Origin of the sequence: Lentzea jiangxiensis, assembly GCF_900104175.1 — a bacterium.
In the GTDB taxonomy this organism is placed as follows: domain Bacteria; phylum Actinomycetota; class Actinomycetes; order Mycobacteriales; family Pseudonocardiaceae; genus Lentzea; species Lentzea jiangxiensis.
On sequence record NZ_FNIX01000016.1, the window covers coordinates 136,473 to 151,534 of the forward strand.

Sequence of the window (15,062 nt, forward strand, 5' to 3'; positions counted from 1 at the left end):
CAAATCGTGAAAATGCGTCGCACAGCGAGATGTTCCCCGCACGGACATATTTCCCGCCAACGGCTGAGTGACAGGGACGGCCGCAACGATCACCATGCAGGCATGCAAGAGGGGGACAGACCAGGGGTGCCTTCGGGCACCACGCTGAGGTTCGCGTCGCTGGTGCTGCTGGCGGTCGCGACGACGTTGCAGATCTTCGGCCTGTACGCGTCGGTGTGGCGGTCGCCGACCACGCTCGACTTCGCGCGGTGCCAGGTGCGGTCGGGGCTCTACCTGACCTCGACCCTGTGGGTCGATCCCGACGAGTCCAAATGGGACGGTTACCGGGAGTGCATGGCGACGTTCCTGGGCAGCAGGGCCGTCTGGCTCGCGGGCGGGCTGGTGCTGCTCTTCGCCGTGGCCCTGCTGGTCTACGCGCTGCGGCCGGCGGTGTTGCGCTACCGCAGGAACCTGGCGCCCGTTCCCGAGGAGCTGGTCGAGCCGCTCGCCGCGCTGGTCGCGGAGGCCGGCCTCGCGAAGGCGCCGACGTTCCTGCTCGACCGGGCGAACACCCGCACCGGCGGTGTCGCGTTCGGCACGCACCGCCGCAAGTACGTGGCGCTCAACCTCGGCATGATGGCGTTGCGGCGCATCGAACCCGAGTCGTTCCGCGCGATCGTCCTGCACGAGCTGGCGCACGTCCGCAACGACGTCACGATCACCTACGCCACGCTGGCGATCTGGCGCGCCTTCGTCCTCGTGGTGCTGACGCCGTACGTGGTCACGCTGTTCGCACCGCTGCCGAAGTATCACGCCACCTTCACCCAGCTCTGGCACCTGGCCGTGCTCGTGCTGCTGGTGTTCGCCGCCCGCGTCGCCGTGCTGCGGGCACGGGAGAAGCACGCCGACGCGCTGGTGGTGCGCTGGACCGGCAACGCGGACCCGTACCGGGTGCTGCTGCCCGCGGAAAGGTTGCGGCGCTGGTTCGGGCACCACCCGGCCCCGGCCGGCCGTCTCGCCGTGATGCGCGACCCCAGGTCGTTGCTGCGGCCCGGCTTCTTCGAGACGCTCGGCAGCGCGCTCGCCGTGCAGATCGCCTGGTGGCACGCGGTCGGTGGCCTGCGCGAGCTGACCTGGTACCGCGATGGCAACGAGTCGTTCCTGGTCATGAGGATCGCCTGGGCGGTGGCGGTGGCCGTGCTCGTCTGCCTGGTCGCCTGGCGCGGTGCGGCTTTCGGTCCCCGGCGCGGCACGTTCGCGCTGCCCGGTCTGGCCGTGGGCCTCGGCCTGGCGCTCGGCGACGTGCTGGACGCGCAGAACGTCCTCCCCGTCACGCCGCACCGCGTCATCGCCTCGCTCGCGCTGGTGGCCACCGCGACCCTCGTGACGATCTGGGCCGGGCACTGCGCGACGCTCGTGCGAACCCGGTGGCACGCCTGGCTCCTCGGGCTGTCGGCGGTCGCCGTCGTGCACACGCTGCTGGGCTGGTTCCCCGAGATCCGCGTGGCGCACGCGGTGTGGCGCGACAGCATCGCGCCGGTGCTGGACCCGCTCGACGACACCGTGACGAAGGCCGTGGTGCTCCCGTTCCTGCTGAACTCCCACCGCGTGCTGACGGTGGCGGTGCTCGGCCTGCTGTGGCTCGTGCCGCTGGTGCTGCGCCGGGAGTTCCCCCGGACCGCCGCGCTGGCCGGGGGCGTCGGCGGTCTGCTCGCGGCCGGGGCGGTGGCGTTGCTCGGCTCGGCCGGGACGCCCCTCACCGCCACGGCCTGGCAGGTCGTCGCGGTCGTCGGCGTGCAGCTCGTCGTGGTGGCGGCGGCACGCGTGGACCGGGTGGGCGCGTTGCTGACGGCGTGGCTCATCGGGCTGACCGGGACGGCGGCCATCTGGCTCACCCGCCTCGACGGGTCCGAAGTGGACAGCGTGCTCGCGATGCGCCCGCACCAGGTCCTGCCGCTCCTCGGAACGGTCGCGGCACTCCTCGCGGGTGGCTACGGCCTGCGCAGGGGTTACGAGCGCTCACGGCCCGTCTGGGCGGTCGCGATCGCTGCCCTGGGCGTGGCGGTGTCGGTGTGGCAGCCGGCTCCGGACCAGGACGTGGTGGCGTTGCAGCCGCCGGCGCCCGCGGAGGCGCGGGTGGACACCGACGAGGCCGTGAACACGTGGATGCACGGCGGCGGCTGGGAGCGGCTGACCACCGTGATCAAGGCCAACGACCAGGTGTTCGCCGGTGTGCGGGCGGCGGACCCGGCCGCGATCGCGGCCGGGTGCCAGGCGCTCGGTCCGGTGCTGCGGGCGGAGTTCCCGCAGCCGCCGGACGCGCAGATCGCCACGAGCTGGTCGGAGGGGTTGCGGGCGTTGGAGAACGGCACCCGCTCGTGCCTCGTCGTCTTCCGCGACGGAGGCCCGGACGACGGCTCGATGACGAAGGAGTTCCTGAAGGGCATCGAGCAGCTGCAACGCACGCAGGCCGCGCTGCTCGACGCCCAGGAGCGAGCTCTCAGCTGAGCACGTCGTGGCGCACGATCGTCTGGTCGCGGCCGGGGCCGACGCCGATCGCCGAGACGCGGGCGCCGATGATGCCCTCCAGGTACTCGACGTACGCCTTGGCGTTCGCGGGCAGCTCGTCGAACGAGCGGCAGTGCGAGATGTCCTCGAACCAGCCCGGCAGCTCCTCGTATACCGGGACGGCGTGGTGCACGTCGGTCTGCGTCATCGGCATCTCGTCGACGCGGCGTCCGTCCACTTCGTACGCGACGCAGACCGGCACCTTCTCCAGCCCGGACAGCACGTCGAGCTTGGTGAGGAAGTAGTCGGTGATGCCGTTGACGCGGCTGGCGTAGCGGGCGATCACGGCGTCGAACCAGCCGGTGCGGCGGCTGCGGCCGGTGGTGACGCCGAACTCGCCGCCCTGCTTGCGCAGGTACTCGCCCATGTCGTCGTCGAGCTCCGTCGGGAAAGGACCGGAGCCGACGCGGGTCGTGTAGGCCTTCAGGATGCCGATCACGGTGCTGATGCGGGTCGGGCCGACGCCCGAGCCGACGGTCGCGCCACCCGAGGTCGGGTTCGACGACGTGACGAACGGGTAGGTGCCGTGGTCGACGTCGAGCAGGGTGCCCTGCGAGCCCTCCAGCACGACGATCTCGCCGCGGTCGAGCGCCTGGTTGAGCAGCAGGCGGGTGTCGGCGATGCGGTGCACGAAGTGCTGGCCGTGCTCCAGCACCTGGTCGACGACCTGGTCGGCGTCGAGCGCCTTGCGGTTGTAGACCTTGACCAGCACCTGGTTCTTGAAGTCCAGGGCCGCCTCGACCTTCTGGCGCAGGATCTTCTCGTCCAGCAGGTCCTGCACGCGGACGCCGACGCGGGCGAGCTTGTCCTGGTAGGCGGGCCCGATGCCGCGCCCGGTCGTGCCGATCTTCGCCTTGCCCAGGTAGCGCTCGGTCACCTTGTCGATGGCCACGTGGTACGGCATGATCAAGTGCGCGTCCGACGAGATCAGCAGGCCGCTGGTGTCGACGCCCTTCTCCTCCAGGCCCGCGAGCTCGGTGAGCAGCACGCCGGGGTCGACGACGACACCGTTGCCGATCACGTTCTTCACACCGGGCGTGAGGATGCCGGAGGGGATCAGGTGGAGGGCGAACTTCTGGCCGTCCGGGAGGACCACGGTGTGACCCGCGTTGTTGCCACCCTGGTAGCGGACGATCCACTGGACACGCTCACCGAGGATGTCGGTGGCCTTGCCCTTGCCCTCATCGCCCCACTGGGCACCGATCAGCACGACGGCCGGCATGTGAAACTCCAAGCGCTTGGACTGGTTCGAGCGAATGCCGGTAAGTGAGGGTAGACCAGGAGATGACCGTGCGCGGAATCGTGTTGGCCTGCGGAAACACGCAGTTGCCGATGATCGCTCAACGTGACGACGTCCACACCGTCCCGGCGCGTCCCGGCAAGGACCACGTCGACGCCCACCTGGATGCCGAACGGCTCGTCGTCGCGGGCACCGACGCCGACCTCGCGGCGGTCGCGTTGCGGTTGCTGCGCAAGGAGAAGCTCGGCTCGGTTGCCCTCGGTTACGTCCCGGTCGGCGAGTCGGCCGTCGCGGCGCTCTGGGGCCTGTCGACCGACCCCGGCCGGGCCCTCGACATCGCCCTGAACGGTGACGTCGACCCCGTCCCGCTGGTCCGCGACGACGTCGGCGGCGTGCTGATGGGCCTCGGCGTGTTGTCACCGGTTCGTGGCGTTGGTTACAGCGACGCGGACAACGTGCTGCGCGGGCAGGCGTCCCGGATCGAGTGCACGCCCGACACGGAGGGCGGCCTCGGCCTGACGATCAGGATCATCAACAAGCGCCTGTTCGGCTCGAAGGTGAGCGAGAGCCGCCCGCGCGCGTTCCAGCTCGGCTGCCTCCCCACGACCGCCGTCCTCGACGGGCACAAGCACCCGAGGCCGGTCGACAAGTGGACCTGGTACCGCCACACCGAGGACTTGAGGCTCGTCCGAGGCGTCTAGCCGTGCGCTTGTCATTCATCTGAGTGTCACTCGAAGGCATTGCCTAATTTCAGATTGTGACCAAGGGTGGTCCCGATCACTTTCCACGAGGAAGGTCGGGACGATGTCAAAAGTTAACCGAGCCTTGGGTGTCCTGGTTGCCACCGCGGCCCTCACCTTCGGTTCCGTTTCCCCTGCGCTCGCGACACCGCCGAACATCCCCACCGCCGCCACCGCCAAGTCGGAGCTGGCCGGCCTCACGGTCCGCGCCGACGGCTCGATGACGGGCTACTCCCGCGACAAGTTCCCCCACTGGACCACCCAGTCGGGCACCTGCAACACCCGCGAGGCCGTGCTGAAGCGCGACGGCACCAACGTCGTGACGGACTCGAGCTGCGCCGCCACCTCGGGCCGCTGGTACTCGCCCTACGACGGCGCGACCTGGACCGCGGCGTCCGATGTGGACATCGACCACATCGTGCCGCTGGCCGCGGCCTGGCGTTCGGGGGCGGCCTCCTGGACCACCGCCCAACGCCAGGCGTTCGCCAACGACATGTCCGGCCCGCAGCTCATCGCCGTGACGGACAACGTGAACCAGGCCAAGGGCGACCAGACCCCGGCCACCTGGAAGCCGCCGCTGTCGTCGTACTGGTGCACCTACGCCAAGATGTGGGTACACACCAAGTACCGCTGGAACCTCAGCGTGAACTCGGCGGAGAAGACCGAACTGACGGGCATGCTCGGAAGGTGCTGATGGCGTCCCTCTCCACGCTCTTCGTGGCGGGCCCCGGTGGCGTGATGACCGACGAGGTCGGCGTCGTCACCGGCGACCTGGAGCTGTGCACCGACCTCTCCGACGACGGGAAGCTGCGCGCACTGGTCCGCTACGAGGGCGCGGAGGAGTGGTACGCCATCACGGGCGCTTCGTGCGTCCTGGCCGATCCTCGCGACCACGAGCAGGTGCACTCCCTTCTGCACGGGCTCCTGCACCGCCCGGAGGGCTGAGGGGCGGCAACGCCTCCATCGCCTCACCCCGGCTGAGCCCCGTCGCCTGCAGCAGGTCCACCGCGACACTGCGGATCTGCGCCAGTACGACCTTGGACGAGAACCCGTCCCCACCGAGACGTCGCGCGGTCAGCTCCCGCGCGGCGTCCCGCACGGCCTGCCGGGTCGCCTTCGGCTCCCTGCCCTTCTCCAGCTCGCCCTTCAGGCAGTCCAGGGCGTCCGCGTAGTCCACGAGCACCTGCGGCACCCCGTCCGGAATCCGCTCATCGGCCTTCAACGCCGCCATCGACCGCCGAGCCAGCACCCGCGTGTTCCGGATCGCGTAGTCCACCGGCCCGGCAGCGGTCTGGTACCGGCTCAGCTCGTCCTTGGACCGCCACCGGATGGGCGCGATCTTCGCGATCTCACTCCCGGTCTGCAACGCGGACTTGTAGTCGTCGATCGTCGTCTGGCTGGTCCGCAACTCGGCCAGCACCCCGGCGGCCTTGACGGCGTCCTTCTCCTCCAACGCCGCCGCGAGGTTCCTCAGCGCACCGCTCAACGTGCTCGTCAACACCTTGAGCTGCCGCTGCGCCACCGTGATCGGGTTGGCGGGGATGAGCGCCGCCACCGCCAGCCCGACGAGCCCCCCGGTCAACGCGTCGATCATCCGGTCGAACCCGCCACCGGCACTGGGCGGCAACAGCGTCGCCACCAGCACAGCGGACGACCCGGCCTGCAACGCGATGACCGTCCCACCGTCCAGCAACACCGCCGTCGACATCGCCAGCGCCACGACCAACGCGATCTGCCAGGGCCCACTGCCGATCCACCCGATCAGCGCGTCCCCCACACCGACCCCGACCGAGACACCCACCACGAGCTCACCAACACGCCGCAACCGCTGCCCCAACGACACCCCGAGGCAGACAACAGCGGCAATGGGCGCGAAAAAGGGGTGCTCATGCCCGATGAGCGCGGTCGCCACCGTCCAGGCCAACCCGGCGGACAGAGCACATTGGACGATCGGCAAAGCAGCCGCGCGCCACCGCGTCAGCCCACGCCCGACGGTTTCCCTGACCGCGCCCACACCCACCCCGACCTGGTTCGCCACTGTTGCCCGCCGCCAGTCTCGAACCAACGGCCACCAGCCACAACCTGCGGGGACACATTCCCTTGCCCCAGGGCAAGCAACCTCACACCACGACGCCGAGGGCGAGCCGCACTCCAGCGCGAGGCCGAAGGCGAGCCGCTTTGCTCTTGGCTTTTCAGGCGGCCGTCCCGGCCCACCCCACAACGGACGTAACACAGGGGACGCCTCAGCCGGCGCAAACGCGAGCTGGCGCAGGCGTCCCCCGCTCTCAGGACCCCTCGCAGCACAACCTGCTCAAGGGGTCCGGCACCGAGCGGAACCTCAGCCGAGACCCAACGCGGCAGGCGCCTCGGGGTCGGAGTCGGCGAGGAACTTCGCGCACCTCTCGAACTCCTCGTCCTCCCCGATCTCCCGGGCAGCCCGGGCCAGGGCGGCCAGCGCCCTCAGGAAGCCCTGGTTGGGCCGGTGCGCCCACGGCACGGGCCCGAAGCCCTTCCAGCCGGATCGCCGCAGCTGGTCCAACCCGCGGTGGTAGCCGGTCCGGGCATACGCGTAGGCCGCCACCGGGTCACCGGCGTGCAGCGCGCGCTCAGCCAACAAAGCCCAAGCCTCGGAGAAGTCCGGGTACGCCCGGACGATCTTGCCGGGATCAGTCCCGCCATCAGCAGCAGCCTGCGCCTCAGGGCGCTCGGGAAGACGGGTCGGTTCGGGCCCGAGGAGGTTCTCACGCATACGCCCCATCGTGCCGCATCCTCGTCGACGGGCTAGACGAACATCCTCAGGACGGTCGCCACCACGGCCAGCATCAGCACGGTGACGAGCACCCCGGCGACGATCCGCTGGCTCCTGGTGGCCTTGTAGCTGTCGGTCGAGTCACTGCTCATGGCCGTGCACCTTGCCGATCGGCACCACAGGAGTTCAACTCCGTTCACTCCATCGTGCACACGAATCGGAAACATCAGGGTAAAACCAGGGCCGTTCGGCCTTCCTGGGCACCAGGGCTGTGCTCATGATGTTCGGATGATCCAGGGGGCAAGGCAGTTCCGGGACCGCTACTGGGAGCGCGGCACACCGGGCAGGGGAACACCGGCGGTGCTCACGAAGCAGCTCTACCAGCTGTGGCTCTTGGGCCTGCTGCTCAAGCTGATCGGGTCGTCGTGGGACGTCTCGTGGCACTTCAAGTGGCTGCGCGACGACCTGGCGCCGCCGCACCTGATCAACACGGTCGGCACGGTGATCGTGGTCGGCCTGACGCTGTTCCACACGTTCACCGGGTACGGCGCCGACAAGCCGACGTTGCGGCTCATGCAGGTCGGGTGCGGGATCTTCCTGGTCGCGCTGCCGATCGACGTCATCAACCACCGCGTCAACGGGCTCGACATCACGAGCTGGAGCGGGTCGCACGCGCTGCTGTACCTGGGGACGGCGGTCATGCTGGCCGGCGCCATCCGCGGGTGGATGAAGTTCTTCCCCGAGGGCCGCGCCAGGACGTTCGGACTCGTCGCGCTGTGGTGCTTCTTCCTGGAGAACGTCTGGTTCCCCAACCAGCACCAGGAGTACGGCGTGCGCGCGTTGCAGGCGTACGACAGCGGCCTGCCCGAGGCCGAGCCGATCTTGCTGCAGTTCGCGGCCGACCAGCTCGGCGTCCCGGTCGGGCGCGAGGCGGTCGTGAACTTCGCGCTGCCCATCGCGGACTGGGTGTACCCGGTGTGGGGCCTGGTGGCGGCGGCGATCGTGCTGGTCGTCGCGCGGCGGACGATCGACAGGCCGTGGGCGGCCACGGCGGTGGTGGGTGGTTACGTCGCTTACCGGTGCCTGATCTGGCCGTTGCTCGCGGGCATCGACTTCCCGAAGTCCGCCGTGCCGCTGTTCCTGGTGCTCGTCGGGCTCGCGATCGACGCGGTGCACGCCGTCGAGATGCCCACGCCCGCCAGGGCCGTGCTGGGGTCGGCGGCCGTCACGACGGTCGGGTACGCCGGCATCTGGTTCCAGCAGGAGCACCTGTGGGGGCCGCCCATCTCGTTCTCGTCGGCGGCGGTCACGGCCGTGCTGCTGGCGGTGCTGTGGACGGCCGGGGACCTGGCGGTCCGGCGGCCGCGGCTGGTCGCGTCACGCCTCGAGCTGGGCTGACAGCCTGCTGGTGATCCGGCCGAAGAGGTCGGCCAGCGGCTCGCCGACGTCCCGCCCGAACTCGGTCAGCCCGTAGGTGACCTGGGGCGGGGTCGTCGGCTCCACCCTGCGCCAGATCAGGCCGTCGTCGACGAGCCCTCGCAGGGTCTGCGACAGCATCTTCTCGCTGATGCCGCGGATGCTGTCGCGCAGCTCGAAGAACCTGAGGTCGTCCGCCTGCAGGGCGATCAGCACCCAGATGCCCCAGCGGCTGGTGACGTGGTCGACCATCTCGCGCGCCGGGCAGTTGGTGTGAAACACGTCATACCGACCGGTCCTCTCGTCCCGCGTGAACTGAGCTCCGACCGCCATGTCCGGAGCTTACCCCGAGGTACGTCCTTACGAAATGTAAGCCCGGTTCCTAACGTCGCCTCCACCAACGACGAAGGAGCTGGACATGATCGTGGTGACCGGGGCGACGGGCAACATCGGCCGGCCGCTGACCAGGGCACTGGCTGAGGCGGGCGAGCAGGTGGTGGCGGTGTCGCGGAACGCCGCCGAGGTGCCGGAGGGCGTGCGACACGTCCAGGCCGACCTCTCCCGGCCGGACACCCTCCCGCTGGACGGCGCGAAGGCGTTGTTCCTCCTGCTGTCCGGGGACCTGCACGCCGTGGGGGCCAGTCCCGTCCGACTCGTCGAACGGGCCGTCGCGCACGGGGTGGGCCGGGTGGTGCTGTTGTCGTCGCTGGGCGTGCGGACCAGGCCGTTCGGCACGACGCGGATCGAGCTGCGCGGGCTGGAGGACGCGCTGCGCGGGTCCGGCCTCGACTGGGCGGTCCTGCGGCCGGGTGGGTTCGCGTCCAACGCGCTGTGGTGGGCCGAGGCGGTGCGCGCCCAGCGCACCGTCGCGGCGCCGTTCGGGGACACCGGCCTGCCGATCATCGACCCGGCGGACATCGCCGAGGTCGCGGCCACCGCCCTGCTCAGCGACAGGAACGGCGTCCTGGAGCTCACCGGGCCCGAGGTCATCACGCCTCGGCAGCAGGCGGAGGCGATCGCGGACGCGCTCGGCGAACCCGTGCGGTTCCACGAGCTCACCCGCGCCGAGGCCAAGGCGGGACTGGAACGGCTGATGCCGGGCGAGCTCGCCGACGACACGCTGGACATCCTGGGTTCGCCCACGCCGGACGAGGTGGCGGTGAGCCCGGACGTCGAGAAGGTCCTCGGCCGCGCCCCGCGCACGTTCGCCGACTGGGTCGCCCGGCACGTCGAGGCGTTCCGCTGACGGGAAAGGCCCCCGGCGGACACCGGGGGCCTTCGTCCGAAGCCGTGGATCAGCCCGCGATCATGCGGCCCGACGACTTGAGGTGCTCGCACGCCTGGGCGATGCGGGCGGCCATGGCCTGCTCGGCGGCCTTGAGGTAGCTGCGCGGGTCGTAGGTCTTCTTGTTGCCGACCTCGCCGTCGATCTTCAGCACACCGTCGTAGTTCGAGAACATGTGCGCCGCGATCGGACGGGTGAACGCGTACTGCGTGTCCGTGTCGATGTTCATCTTGATGACGCCGTACGACACGGCCTCGTGGATCTCCTCGAGCAGCGAGCCGGAGCCGCCGTGGAAGACCAGGTCGAACGGCTTGGAGCCGGCGGCGAGGCCGAGCTTCTCCGCCACGACGTCCTGGCCCTGCTTGAGGATCTCCGGGCGCAGCTTCACGTTGCCCGGCTTGTAGACGCCGTGCACGTTGCCGAAGGTCGCGGCCAGCAGGTAGCGGCCCTTCTCGCCGGTGCCGAGGGCCTCGACGGTCTTCAGGTAGTCCTCGGGCGTCGTGTAGAGCTTGTCGTTGATCTCGTTGTCGACGCCGTCCTCCTCGCCACCGACGACGCCGACCTCGATCTCGAGGACGAGCTTGGCCTTGGCCGAGAGGTCGAGCAGCTCGGAGGCGATCTGGAGGTTCTCCTCCAGCGGTACCGCGGAGCCGTCCCACATGTGCGACTGGAAGAGCGGGTTGCCGCCCTTGTCCACCCGCTCCTGGCTGATGGCGATCAGCGGACGCACGTAGCCCTCGAGCTTGTCCTTCGGGCAGTGGTCGGTGTGCAGCGCGATGTTCACCGGGTACTTCGCGGCCACGACGTGCGCGAACTCGGCGAGCGCGACGGCGCCGGTCACCATGTCCTTGACCTTGGTGCCCGAGGCGAACTCGGCACCGCCGGTCGAGACCTGGATGATGCCGTCGCTCTCAGCCTCGGCGAAGCCGCGCAGAGCCGCGTTGAGCGTCTCCGACGACGTGACGTTGATGGCGGGGTAGGCGAACTCGTTCGCCTTGGCCCGGTCCAGCATCTCCGCGTAGACCTCGGGAGTTGCGATGGGCATCGGTGGTCCTCCTCAGGCGCCCTGAACGGGTGTCAGCCCGCATCCTACGAGGCGGTGTCAGGGGGCCACCGCAGTGGCCGTCCTCACAGAATGATCGATCAAGTACCAGCTGACCAGCCGGTCTGCACTACTCGCCAGTACAGGGACACTGGAGGACATGGCAACCGCTGAGTGGAACGGCAAGATCATCGCCTCCAGCGACGACACGGTCGTCGTCGAGGGCAACCACTACTTCCCGCTGGAGTCCGTCGACCGGGACGTCCTGAAGCCGACCGACCACACCTCGCACTGCCCGTGGAAGGGCAACGCGAACTACTACTCGCTGGTGGTCGACGGCGCCGAGAACACCAACGCGGCCTGGTACTACGCGGAGCCCGAGGAGGCAGCCGCGGAGATCAGGGGCCGCGTGGCGTTCTGGAAGGGCGTCGAGATCACCGCCTGAGCCCGAGGGCCCCGGCCAGTTCCGCGTAGTGGCCGTTCAGCGACTGGACGGCCACGTGGTCGGCGCCCGCCTCGACGTGGGCGTGCAGCTTGGCGGCCACCTGGTCCGGGCTGCCGTGCGCCACGAGGGCGTCGATCAGGCGGTCCGAGCCCTTCACGTCCTGTTCGGAGAACCCGTAGCGGCGCCAGTTGTCCACGTAGTTGGTGAGGGTGAAGTAGAGCGCCAGCTGCTCGCGGGCGATGGCCCGTGCGGCCTCGGGGTCCTCCTCGACGACGACGGTGACCTCCGGCGCGAGGAGCTTGTCGCCGAGCGCCCTGCGCGCCTCGGCGGTGTGCTCGACCGGCACCAGGTACGGGTGGGCGCCCGCGGTGCGGTCGGCGGCGAGTCGCAGCACCCTCGGGCCGAGCGCGGCGAGGACCAGCCTGTCAGCCGGCACGTCGAGGCGGTCGAGGTAGCCCACGAGCTTGGCGTAGGGCTTCTCGTAGGCCTGGTCGAGCTGGCGGTGGCCGACGCCGACGCCGAGCAGGAACCGGTCGCTCGCGAGCCGGTGGAACTCGGCGGAGACCTGCTCCGGCTCGGTCTGCCAGACGTTCGTGATGCCGGTGGCGATCGTGATCGAGCTCGTGGCGTCGAGCGCCTGCCCGACGAGGGCGATGTCGGGCGAGGTCCCGATCCAGAACGTGCCGTAGCCGAGCTCCTCCAGCCGTGCGATCTCGTCGATCTTCGAAGCCCACTCGAAGTGCGAGCCCCAGACACCGAACGTTCCCAGCATGCGAACCCCGTTCGTCGTGGCGGACTACCTTGCGCAGTATGCCGATCTTGAGCACGACAGACCTGGACGTCTCACGCCTGTGCCTGGGCGGCAACGTGTTCGGCTGGACCGCCGACGAGGACCGGTCGTTCGCCGTGCTCGACGCCTACGCCGAGGCGGGCGGGAACTTCGTCGACACCGCCGACTCGTACTCGGCCTGGGCCGACGGCAACTCCGGCGGCGAGTCGGAGACCATCATCGGCCGGTGGCTGGCCGGGCGCGACCGCGACCAGGTCGTGGTCGCCACGAAGGTCGGCATGCTCGCCGGGTTCGGCAACCAGAAGCGCGACACGGTCCTGAGCAGCGCCGAACGGTCGTTGAAAAGGCTCGGCGTCGACCACATCGACCTCTACTACAACCACCGCGACGACCCCGGCACCCCGCTCGAGGAGACGCTGGCCGCGTACGACCGGCTCGTCCGCGAGGGCAAGGTCCGCTACGTCGCCGCGTCCAACTTCTCCGCCGAGCGGCTGGCGGAGGCCCTGGCGGTCCAGGAGCGCGAGGGCTTCGCGAAGTTCGTGGCGCTGCAGCCCGAGTACAACCTGGTCAGCCGCGCGAAGTTCGAGGGCGGCCTGCGGGACGTGGTGACCGGGCACGGTCTCGCCACCGTGCCGTACTGGTCGCTCGCGAAGGGCTTCCTGACCGGCAAGTACCGGCCGGGCGTGGAGGTCGGCAGCGTCCGGGCGAAGGCCGCCTCCGCCCACCTCGACGAACACGGCCTGCAGGTGCTGGAGGTCCTCGACGAACTGGCCGAGACGCACGGGACCACGGTGGCCGCGGTCGCCCTGGCGTGGCTCGCCCAGCAGCCGACGGTGGCCGCGCCGATCGCGTCCGCGCGGACGCCGGAGCAGCTCAGCGACCTGCTGCCGCTGCTGACCCTCGAACTGACGCAGGCCGAGGTGGACCGCCTGAGCGCAATTTAACTTGCCAGTAGCTTACCGGGAGTAGGTTGCGTTACCGTGACGGCATGGACGTCACGGGCAAGGTGGTACTGATCACCGGCGCGGCCAGGGGCATCGGCGCCGAGGTGGCGAGGCAGCTGGCCGCGCGCGGGGCTCGTCTCGCGCTCGTCGGGCTGGAGAAGGCCCAGCTCGAAGAGGTCGCGGGGGAGACCGGCGGCAAGGCGTGGGAAGTCGACGTCACGGACTGGGACGCGCTCGAACGCGTCATGAACGAGGTCGCCGAGCACTTCGGCGGCATCGACGTCGTGGTCGCGAACGCGGGCATCGCCGCCACGGGTTTCGTGCGGTCGATGGACCCCAAGGCGTTCGAGCGGGTCATCGAGGTCAACCTGCTCGGCGTGTGGCGCACGGTGCGCACGGCGCTGCCGCACCTGATCCGCAGCCGCGGCTACTGCCTGGTCGTGTCGTCGCTCGCCGCGATCGTGCACATCCCCGGCAACGCGGCCTACTCGGCGGCCAAGGCGGGCTGCGAGGCGTTCGCGGACAGCCTGCGCGCCGAGGTCCGCCACCTGGGCGTGGACGTCGGTACCGCGTACTTCTCGTGGATCTCCACGGACATGGTCAACAGCGCCGACGAGCACCCGGTCTTCGGCAAGCTGCGCCAGGGCATGCCGGGTCTCGCCGGCAAGAAGTACCCGGTCCGCGACGTCGGCAGGGCCGTGGTCAGGGGCATCGGGAAGCGGGCGAAGGCGGTCCACGTCCCCGGCTGGGTCGGCGCCCTGAAGTACTTCCGCGCGTTCACGCCGGTGGTCGTGGACCGCCAGGCGGTCGCGGAGGTGGCCGACGCCGACCGGCAGATGGCCCGGCAGGACACGTCGGGCCTGGTCGGGCCGGGCGGTCAGGCCGCTAGTCGGTGAGCCAGGAGCCCAGCAGCGCGTTCCACGGGCGGACGTCCCACTTCGTGACGACGTTCGCGGGCGAGTAGGGGTCGGCGGCGATGACCTCCCGCAGGGCGGCTTCGTCGGCTGCCTCGTAGATGATCAACGCGCCGGTGTCGTCCGCGTACGGGCCTGCGGCCAGGACCACGCCCTTCTCGGCGAGGGAGGCGATGTACTCGCGGTGCGCCGGGCGCACCGCGAGGCGCTTCTCGCTGTCGGGACCGAACACCAATTCGACTGCAAAGCGGGCCATGCCACCACCGTAGTGAAGCTGACCGGTACCGTCCTACCCCGTGGTTGGCGAAGAAACCCCGCGCACCGTGCAGGACACCCTGACCAACCTGCGAATCAAGGACGGCGTCGCAGGACCTCCCGCAGGGCCGCTCACGCTCGAAGACCTCTACAAGCAGCACCGCATGCGCCTGGTCAGGCTCGCGCTGCTGCTCGTGGACGAGCCCGCGACGGCCGAGGACGTGGTCCAGGAGGCCTTCACCGGCCTGCACCGCAACTGGAAGGGCCTGCGCGACGCGCAGGCGGCCGTCGGCTACCTCCGCACCGCCGTGGTCAACGGCTCGCGCAGCGTGCTGCGCCGGCGCAAGACCGCCCGCGACTACACCCCGCCGCACGTGGCGAACGCCCGTTCGGCCGAATCCCTCGCGATGCTGACCGCCGAGCACCAGGCCGTCGTCAAGGCGTTGCAGCAGCTGCCGCCGCGCCAGCGCGAGGTGCTCGTGCTGCGGTACTACGGCGACCTGTCGGAGGCGGAGATCGCCGAGGCCACCGGCATCTCGAAGGGCACCGTGAAGTCGACGGCCTCGCGGGCGCTCGACGCGCTGCAGAAGATCATGGCCGGCTAGGTCGGCCGCACTCCTCGACGGGCGCGCACCGGGCCGGACGACGCCTGCTCGACGCGCGCAGACGGTCGCGAACCCGTACCGTCCGAGTAG

General features: G+C 70.1%; 17 protein-coding genes. 10 read left to right on the top strand and 7 right to left on the bottom strand.

What is annotated here, in order from left to right; all coding sequences use genetic code 11:
• Positions 1–102: 102 nt before the first annotated feature.
• Entirely contained in the window at positions 103–2,487 is a 2,385-nt protein-coding gene (locus BLQ91_RS30750; protein ID WP_176960038.1) for a M48 family metalloprotease, read from the top strand.
• On the opposite strand, the gene BLQ91_RS30755 is transcribed toward BLQ91_RS30750, so the two are convergent.
• The gene (locus BLQ91_RS30755; protein WP_090102484.1) at positions 2,480–3,769 is read right to left on the bottom strand and encodes an adenylosuccinate synthase; all 1,290 of its coding nucleotides are present in this window, start codon (positions 3,767–3,769) and stop codon (positions 2,480–2,482) included. The two genes, BLQ91_RS30750 and BLQ91_RS30755, sit on opposite strands and share 8 nt — an antisense overlap.
• 110 nt (positions 3,770–3,879) lie before the next feature.
• Between BLQ91_RS30755 and BLQ91_RS30760 the strand changes: the two genes are divergently transcribed.
• From BLQ91_RS30760 to BLQ91_RS30770, 3 genes are all read left to right on the top strand, one after another.
• Positions 3,880–4,488: a hypothetical protein gene (locus BLQ91_RS30760; RefSeq protein WP_090102589.1), complete on the top strand. Its 609-nt coding sequence runs from the start codon at positions 3,880–3,882 to the stop codon at positions 4,486–4,488.
• Between the two features lie 103 nt (positions 4,489–4,591).
• A complete protein-coding gene (locus tag BLQ91_RS30765; protein WP_090102486.1) occupies positions 4,592–5,221 on the top strand; it encodes an HNH endonuclease family protein in 630 nt (209 codons plus the stop codon).
• Positions 5,221–5,472, top strand: a complete 252-nt coding sequence (locus tag BLQ91_RS30770) for a hypothetical protein (RefSeq protein WP_090102594.1) — start codon at positions 5,221–5,223, stop codon at positions 5,470–5,472. The genes BLQ91_RS30765 and BLQ91_RS30770 overlap by 1 nt, the downstream gene beginning before the upstream one ends.
• Here the strand turns inward: BLQ91_RS30770 and BLQ91_RS30775 are convergent.
• Both BLQ91_RS30775 and BLQ91_RS30780 read right to left on the bottom strand, forming a co-directional pair.
• Entirely contained in the window at positions 5,381–6,565 is a 1,185-nt protein-coding gene (locus BLQ91_RS30775) for an FUSC family protein (protein ID WP_342670676.1), read from the bottom strand. The genes BLQ91_RS30770 and BLQ91_RS30775 overlap by 92 nt on opposite strands.
• A gap of 300 nt (positions 6,566–6,865) precedes the next feature.
• Positions 6,866–7,276 (bottom strand): DUF3151 domain-containing protein, encoded by a 411-nt coding sequence (locus BLQ91_RS30780; RefSeq protein ID WP_090102596.1) that lies wholly within the window; start codon positions 7,274–7,276, stop codon positions 6,866–6,868.
• Positions 7,277–7,564: 288 nt separating this feature from the next.
• Between BLQ91_RS30780 and BLQ91_RS30785 the strand changes: the two genes are divergently transcribed.
• On the top strand, positions 7,565–8,674 hold the full coding sequence (locus tag BLQ91_RS30785) for a hypothetical protein (protein ID WP_090102489.1): 1,110 nt from the start codon (positions 7,565–7,567) through the stop codon (positions 8,672–8,674).
• Here BLQ91_RS30785 and BLQ91_RS30790 read toward each other — a convergent pair.
• The gene (locus BLQ91_RS30790) at positions 8,654–9,025 is read right to left on the bottom strand and encodes a winged helix-turn-helix transcriptional regulator (RefSeq protein ID WP_090102490.1); all 372 of its coding nucleotides are present in this window, start codon (positions 9,023–9,025) and stop codon (positions 8,654–8,656) included. The genes BLQ91_RS30785 and BLQ91_RS30790 overlap by 21 nt on opposite strands.
• Positions 9,026–9,110: 85 nt before the next feature.
• Here BLQ91_RS30790 and BLQ91_RS30795 point away from each other — a divergent pair, with 85 nt between their 5' ends.
• Positions 9,111–9,938 carry an NAD(P)H-binding protein gene (locus BLQ91_RS30795; RefSeq protein WP_090102492.1) on the top strand — a complete coding sequence of 276 codons (828 nt, stop codon included), beginning with the start codon at positions 9,111–9,113 and terminating at the stop codon, positions 9,936–9,938.
• Positions 9,939–9,987: 49 nt separating this feature from the next.
• On the opposite strand, the gene fbaA is transcribed toward BLQ91_RS30795, so the two are convergent.
• Positions 9,988–11,022, bottom strand: a complete 1,035-nt coding sequence (gene fbaA / locus BLQ91_RS30800) for a class II fructose-bisphosphate aldolase (protein ID WP_090102494.1) — start codon at positions 11,020–11,022, stop codon at positions 9,988–9,990.
• A 157-nt stretch (positions 11,023–11,179) separates the two neighbouring features.
• Between fbaA and BLQ91_RS30805 the strand changes: the two genes are divergently transcribed.
• On the top strand, positions 11,180–11,464 hold the full coding sequence (locus BLQ91_RS30805) for a DUF427 domain-containing protein (protein ID WP_090102496.1): 285 nt from the start codon (positions 11,180–11,182) through the stop codon (positions 11,462–11,464).
• On the opposite strand, the gene BLQ91_RS30810 is transcribed toward BLQ91_RS30805, so the two are convergent.
• Complete coding sequence (locus BLQ91_RS30810; protein ID WP_090102497.1) at positions 11,454–12,236, bottom strand: TIGR03620 family F420-dependent LLM class oxidoreductase; 783 nt, start codon at positions 12,234–12,236, stop codon at positions 11,454–11,456. The genes BLQ91_RS30805 and BLQ91_RS30810 overlap by 11 nt on opposite strands.
• Before the next feature lie 38 nt (positions 12,237–12,274).
• On the opposite strand from BLQ91_RS30810, the gene BLQ91_RS30815 reads away from it, so the two are divergent.
• Both BLQ91_RS30815 and BLQ91_RS30820 read left to right on the top strand, forming a co-directional pair.
• Positions 12,275–13,198 carry an aldo/keto reductase gene (locus BLQ91_RS30815; protein WP_176960039.1) on the top strand — a complete coding sequence of 308 codons (924 nt, stop codon included), beginning with the start codon at positions 12,275–12,277 and terminating at the stop codon, positions 13,196–13,198.
• Between the two features lie 44 nt (positions 13,199–13,242).
• On the top strand, positions 13,243–14,094 hold the full coding sequence (locus BLQ91_RS30820) for an SDR family oxidoreductase (RefSeq protein ID WP_090102501.1): 852 nt from the start codon (positions 13,243–13,245) through the stop codon (positions 14,092–14,094).
• On the opposite strand, the gene BLQ91_RS30825 is transcribed toward BLQ91_RS30820, so the two are convergent.
• Complete coding sequence (locus tag BLQ91_RS30825) at positions 14,084–14,368, bottom strand: YciI family protein (protein ID WP_090102503.1); 285 nt, start codon at positions 14,366–14,368, stop codon at positions 14,084–14,086. The two genes, BLQ91_RS30820 and BLQ91_RS30825, sit on opposite strands and share 11 nt — an antisense overlap.
• 40 nt (positions 14,369–14,408) lie before the next feature.
• On the opposite strand from BLQ91_RS30825, the gene BLQ91_RS30830 reads away from it, so the two are divergent.
• Entirely contained in the window at positions 14,409–14,972 is a 564-nt protein-coding gene (locus BLQ91_RS30830) for a SigE family RNA polymerase sigma factor (RefSeq protein WP_089948576.1), read from the top strand.
• The last annotated feature ends 90 nt before the right edge of the window (positions 14,973–15,062 follow it).

Bases quoted from the DNA above. Each gene is read 5' to 3' on its own strand.
- BLQ91_RS30815 (WP_176960039.1), top strand. From the start codon at position 12,275: ATGCCGATCTTGAGCACGACAGACCTGGACGTCTCACGCCTGTGCCTG.
- BLQ91_RS30810 (WP_090102497.1), bottom strand. From the start codon at position 12,236: ATGCTGGGAACGTTCGGTGTCTGGGGCTCGCACTTCGAGTGGGCTTCG.
- BLQ91_RS30770 (WP_090102594.1), top strand. From the start codon at position 5,221: ATGGCGTCCCTCTCCACGCTCTTCGTGGCGGGCCCCGGTGGCGTGATG.
- BLQ91_RS30765 (WP_090102486.1), top strand. From the start codon at position 4,592: ATGTCAAAAGTTAACCGAGCCTTGGGTGTCCTGGTTGCCACCGCGGCC.
- BLQ91_RS30750 (WP_176960038.1), top strand. From the start codon at position 103: ATGCAAGAGGGGGACAGACCAGGGGTGCCTTCGGGCACCACGCTGAGG.
- BLQ91_RS30795 (WP_090102492.1), top strand. From the start codon at position 9,111: ATGATCGTGGTGACCGGGGCGACGGGCAACATCGGCCGGCCGCTGACC.
- BLQ91_RS30790 (WP_090102490.1), bottom strand. From the start codon at position 9,025: ATGGCGGTCGGAGCTCAGTTCACGCGGGACGAGAGGACCGGTCGGTAT.
- BLQ91_RS30820 (WP_090102501.1), top strand. From the start codon at position 13,243: ATGGACGTCACGGGCAAGGTGGTACTGATCACCGGCGCGGCCAGGGGC.
- BLQ91_RS30760 (WP_090102589.1), top strand. From the start codon at position 3,880: ATGATCGCTCAACGTGACGACGTCCACACCGTCCCGGCGCGTCCCGGC.
- BLQ91_RS30825 (WP_090102503.1), bottom strand. From the start codon at position 14,368: ATGGCCCGCTTTGCAGTCGAATTGGTGTTCGGTCCCGACAGCGAGAAG.
- BLQ91_RS30755 (WP_090102484.1), bottom strand. From the start codon at position 3,769: ATGCCGGCCGTCGTGCTGATCGGTGCCCAGTGGGGCGATGAGGGCAAG.
- fbaA (WP_090102494.1), bottom strand. From the start codon at position 11,022: ATGCCCATCGCAACTCCCGAGGTCTACGCGGAGATGCTGGACCGGGCC.
- BLQ91_RS30805 (WP_090102496.1), top strand. From the start codon at position 11,180: ATGGCAACCGCTGAGTGGAACGGCAAGATCATCGCCTCCAGCGACGAC.
- BLQ91_RS30785 (WP_090102489.1), top strand. From the start codon at position 7,565: ATGATCCAGGGGGCAAGGCAGTTCCGGGACCGCTACTGGGAGCGCGGC.
- BLQ91_RS30780 (WP_090102596.1), bottom strand. From the start codon at position 7,276: ATGCGTGAGAACCTCCTCGGGCCCGAACCGACCCGTCTTCCCGAGCGC.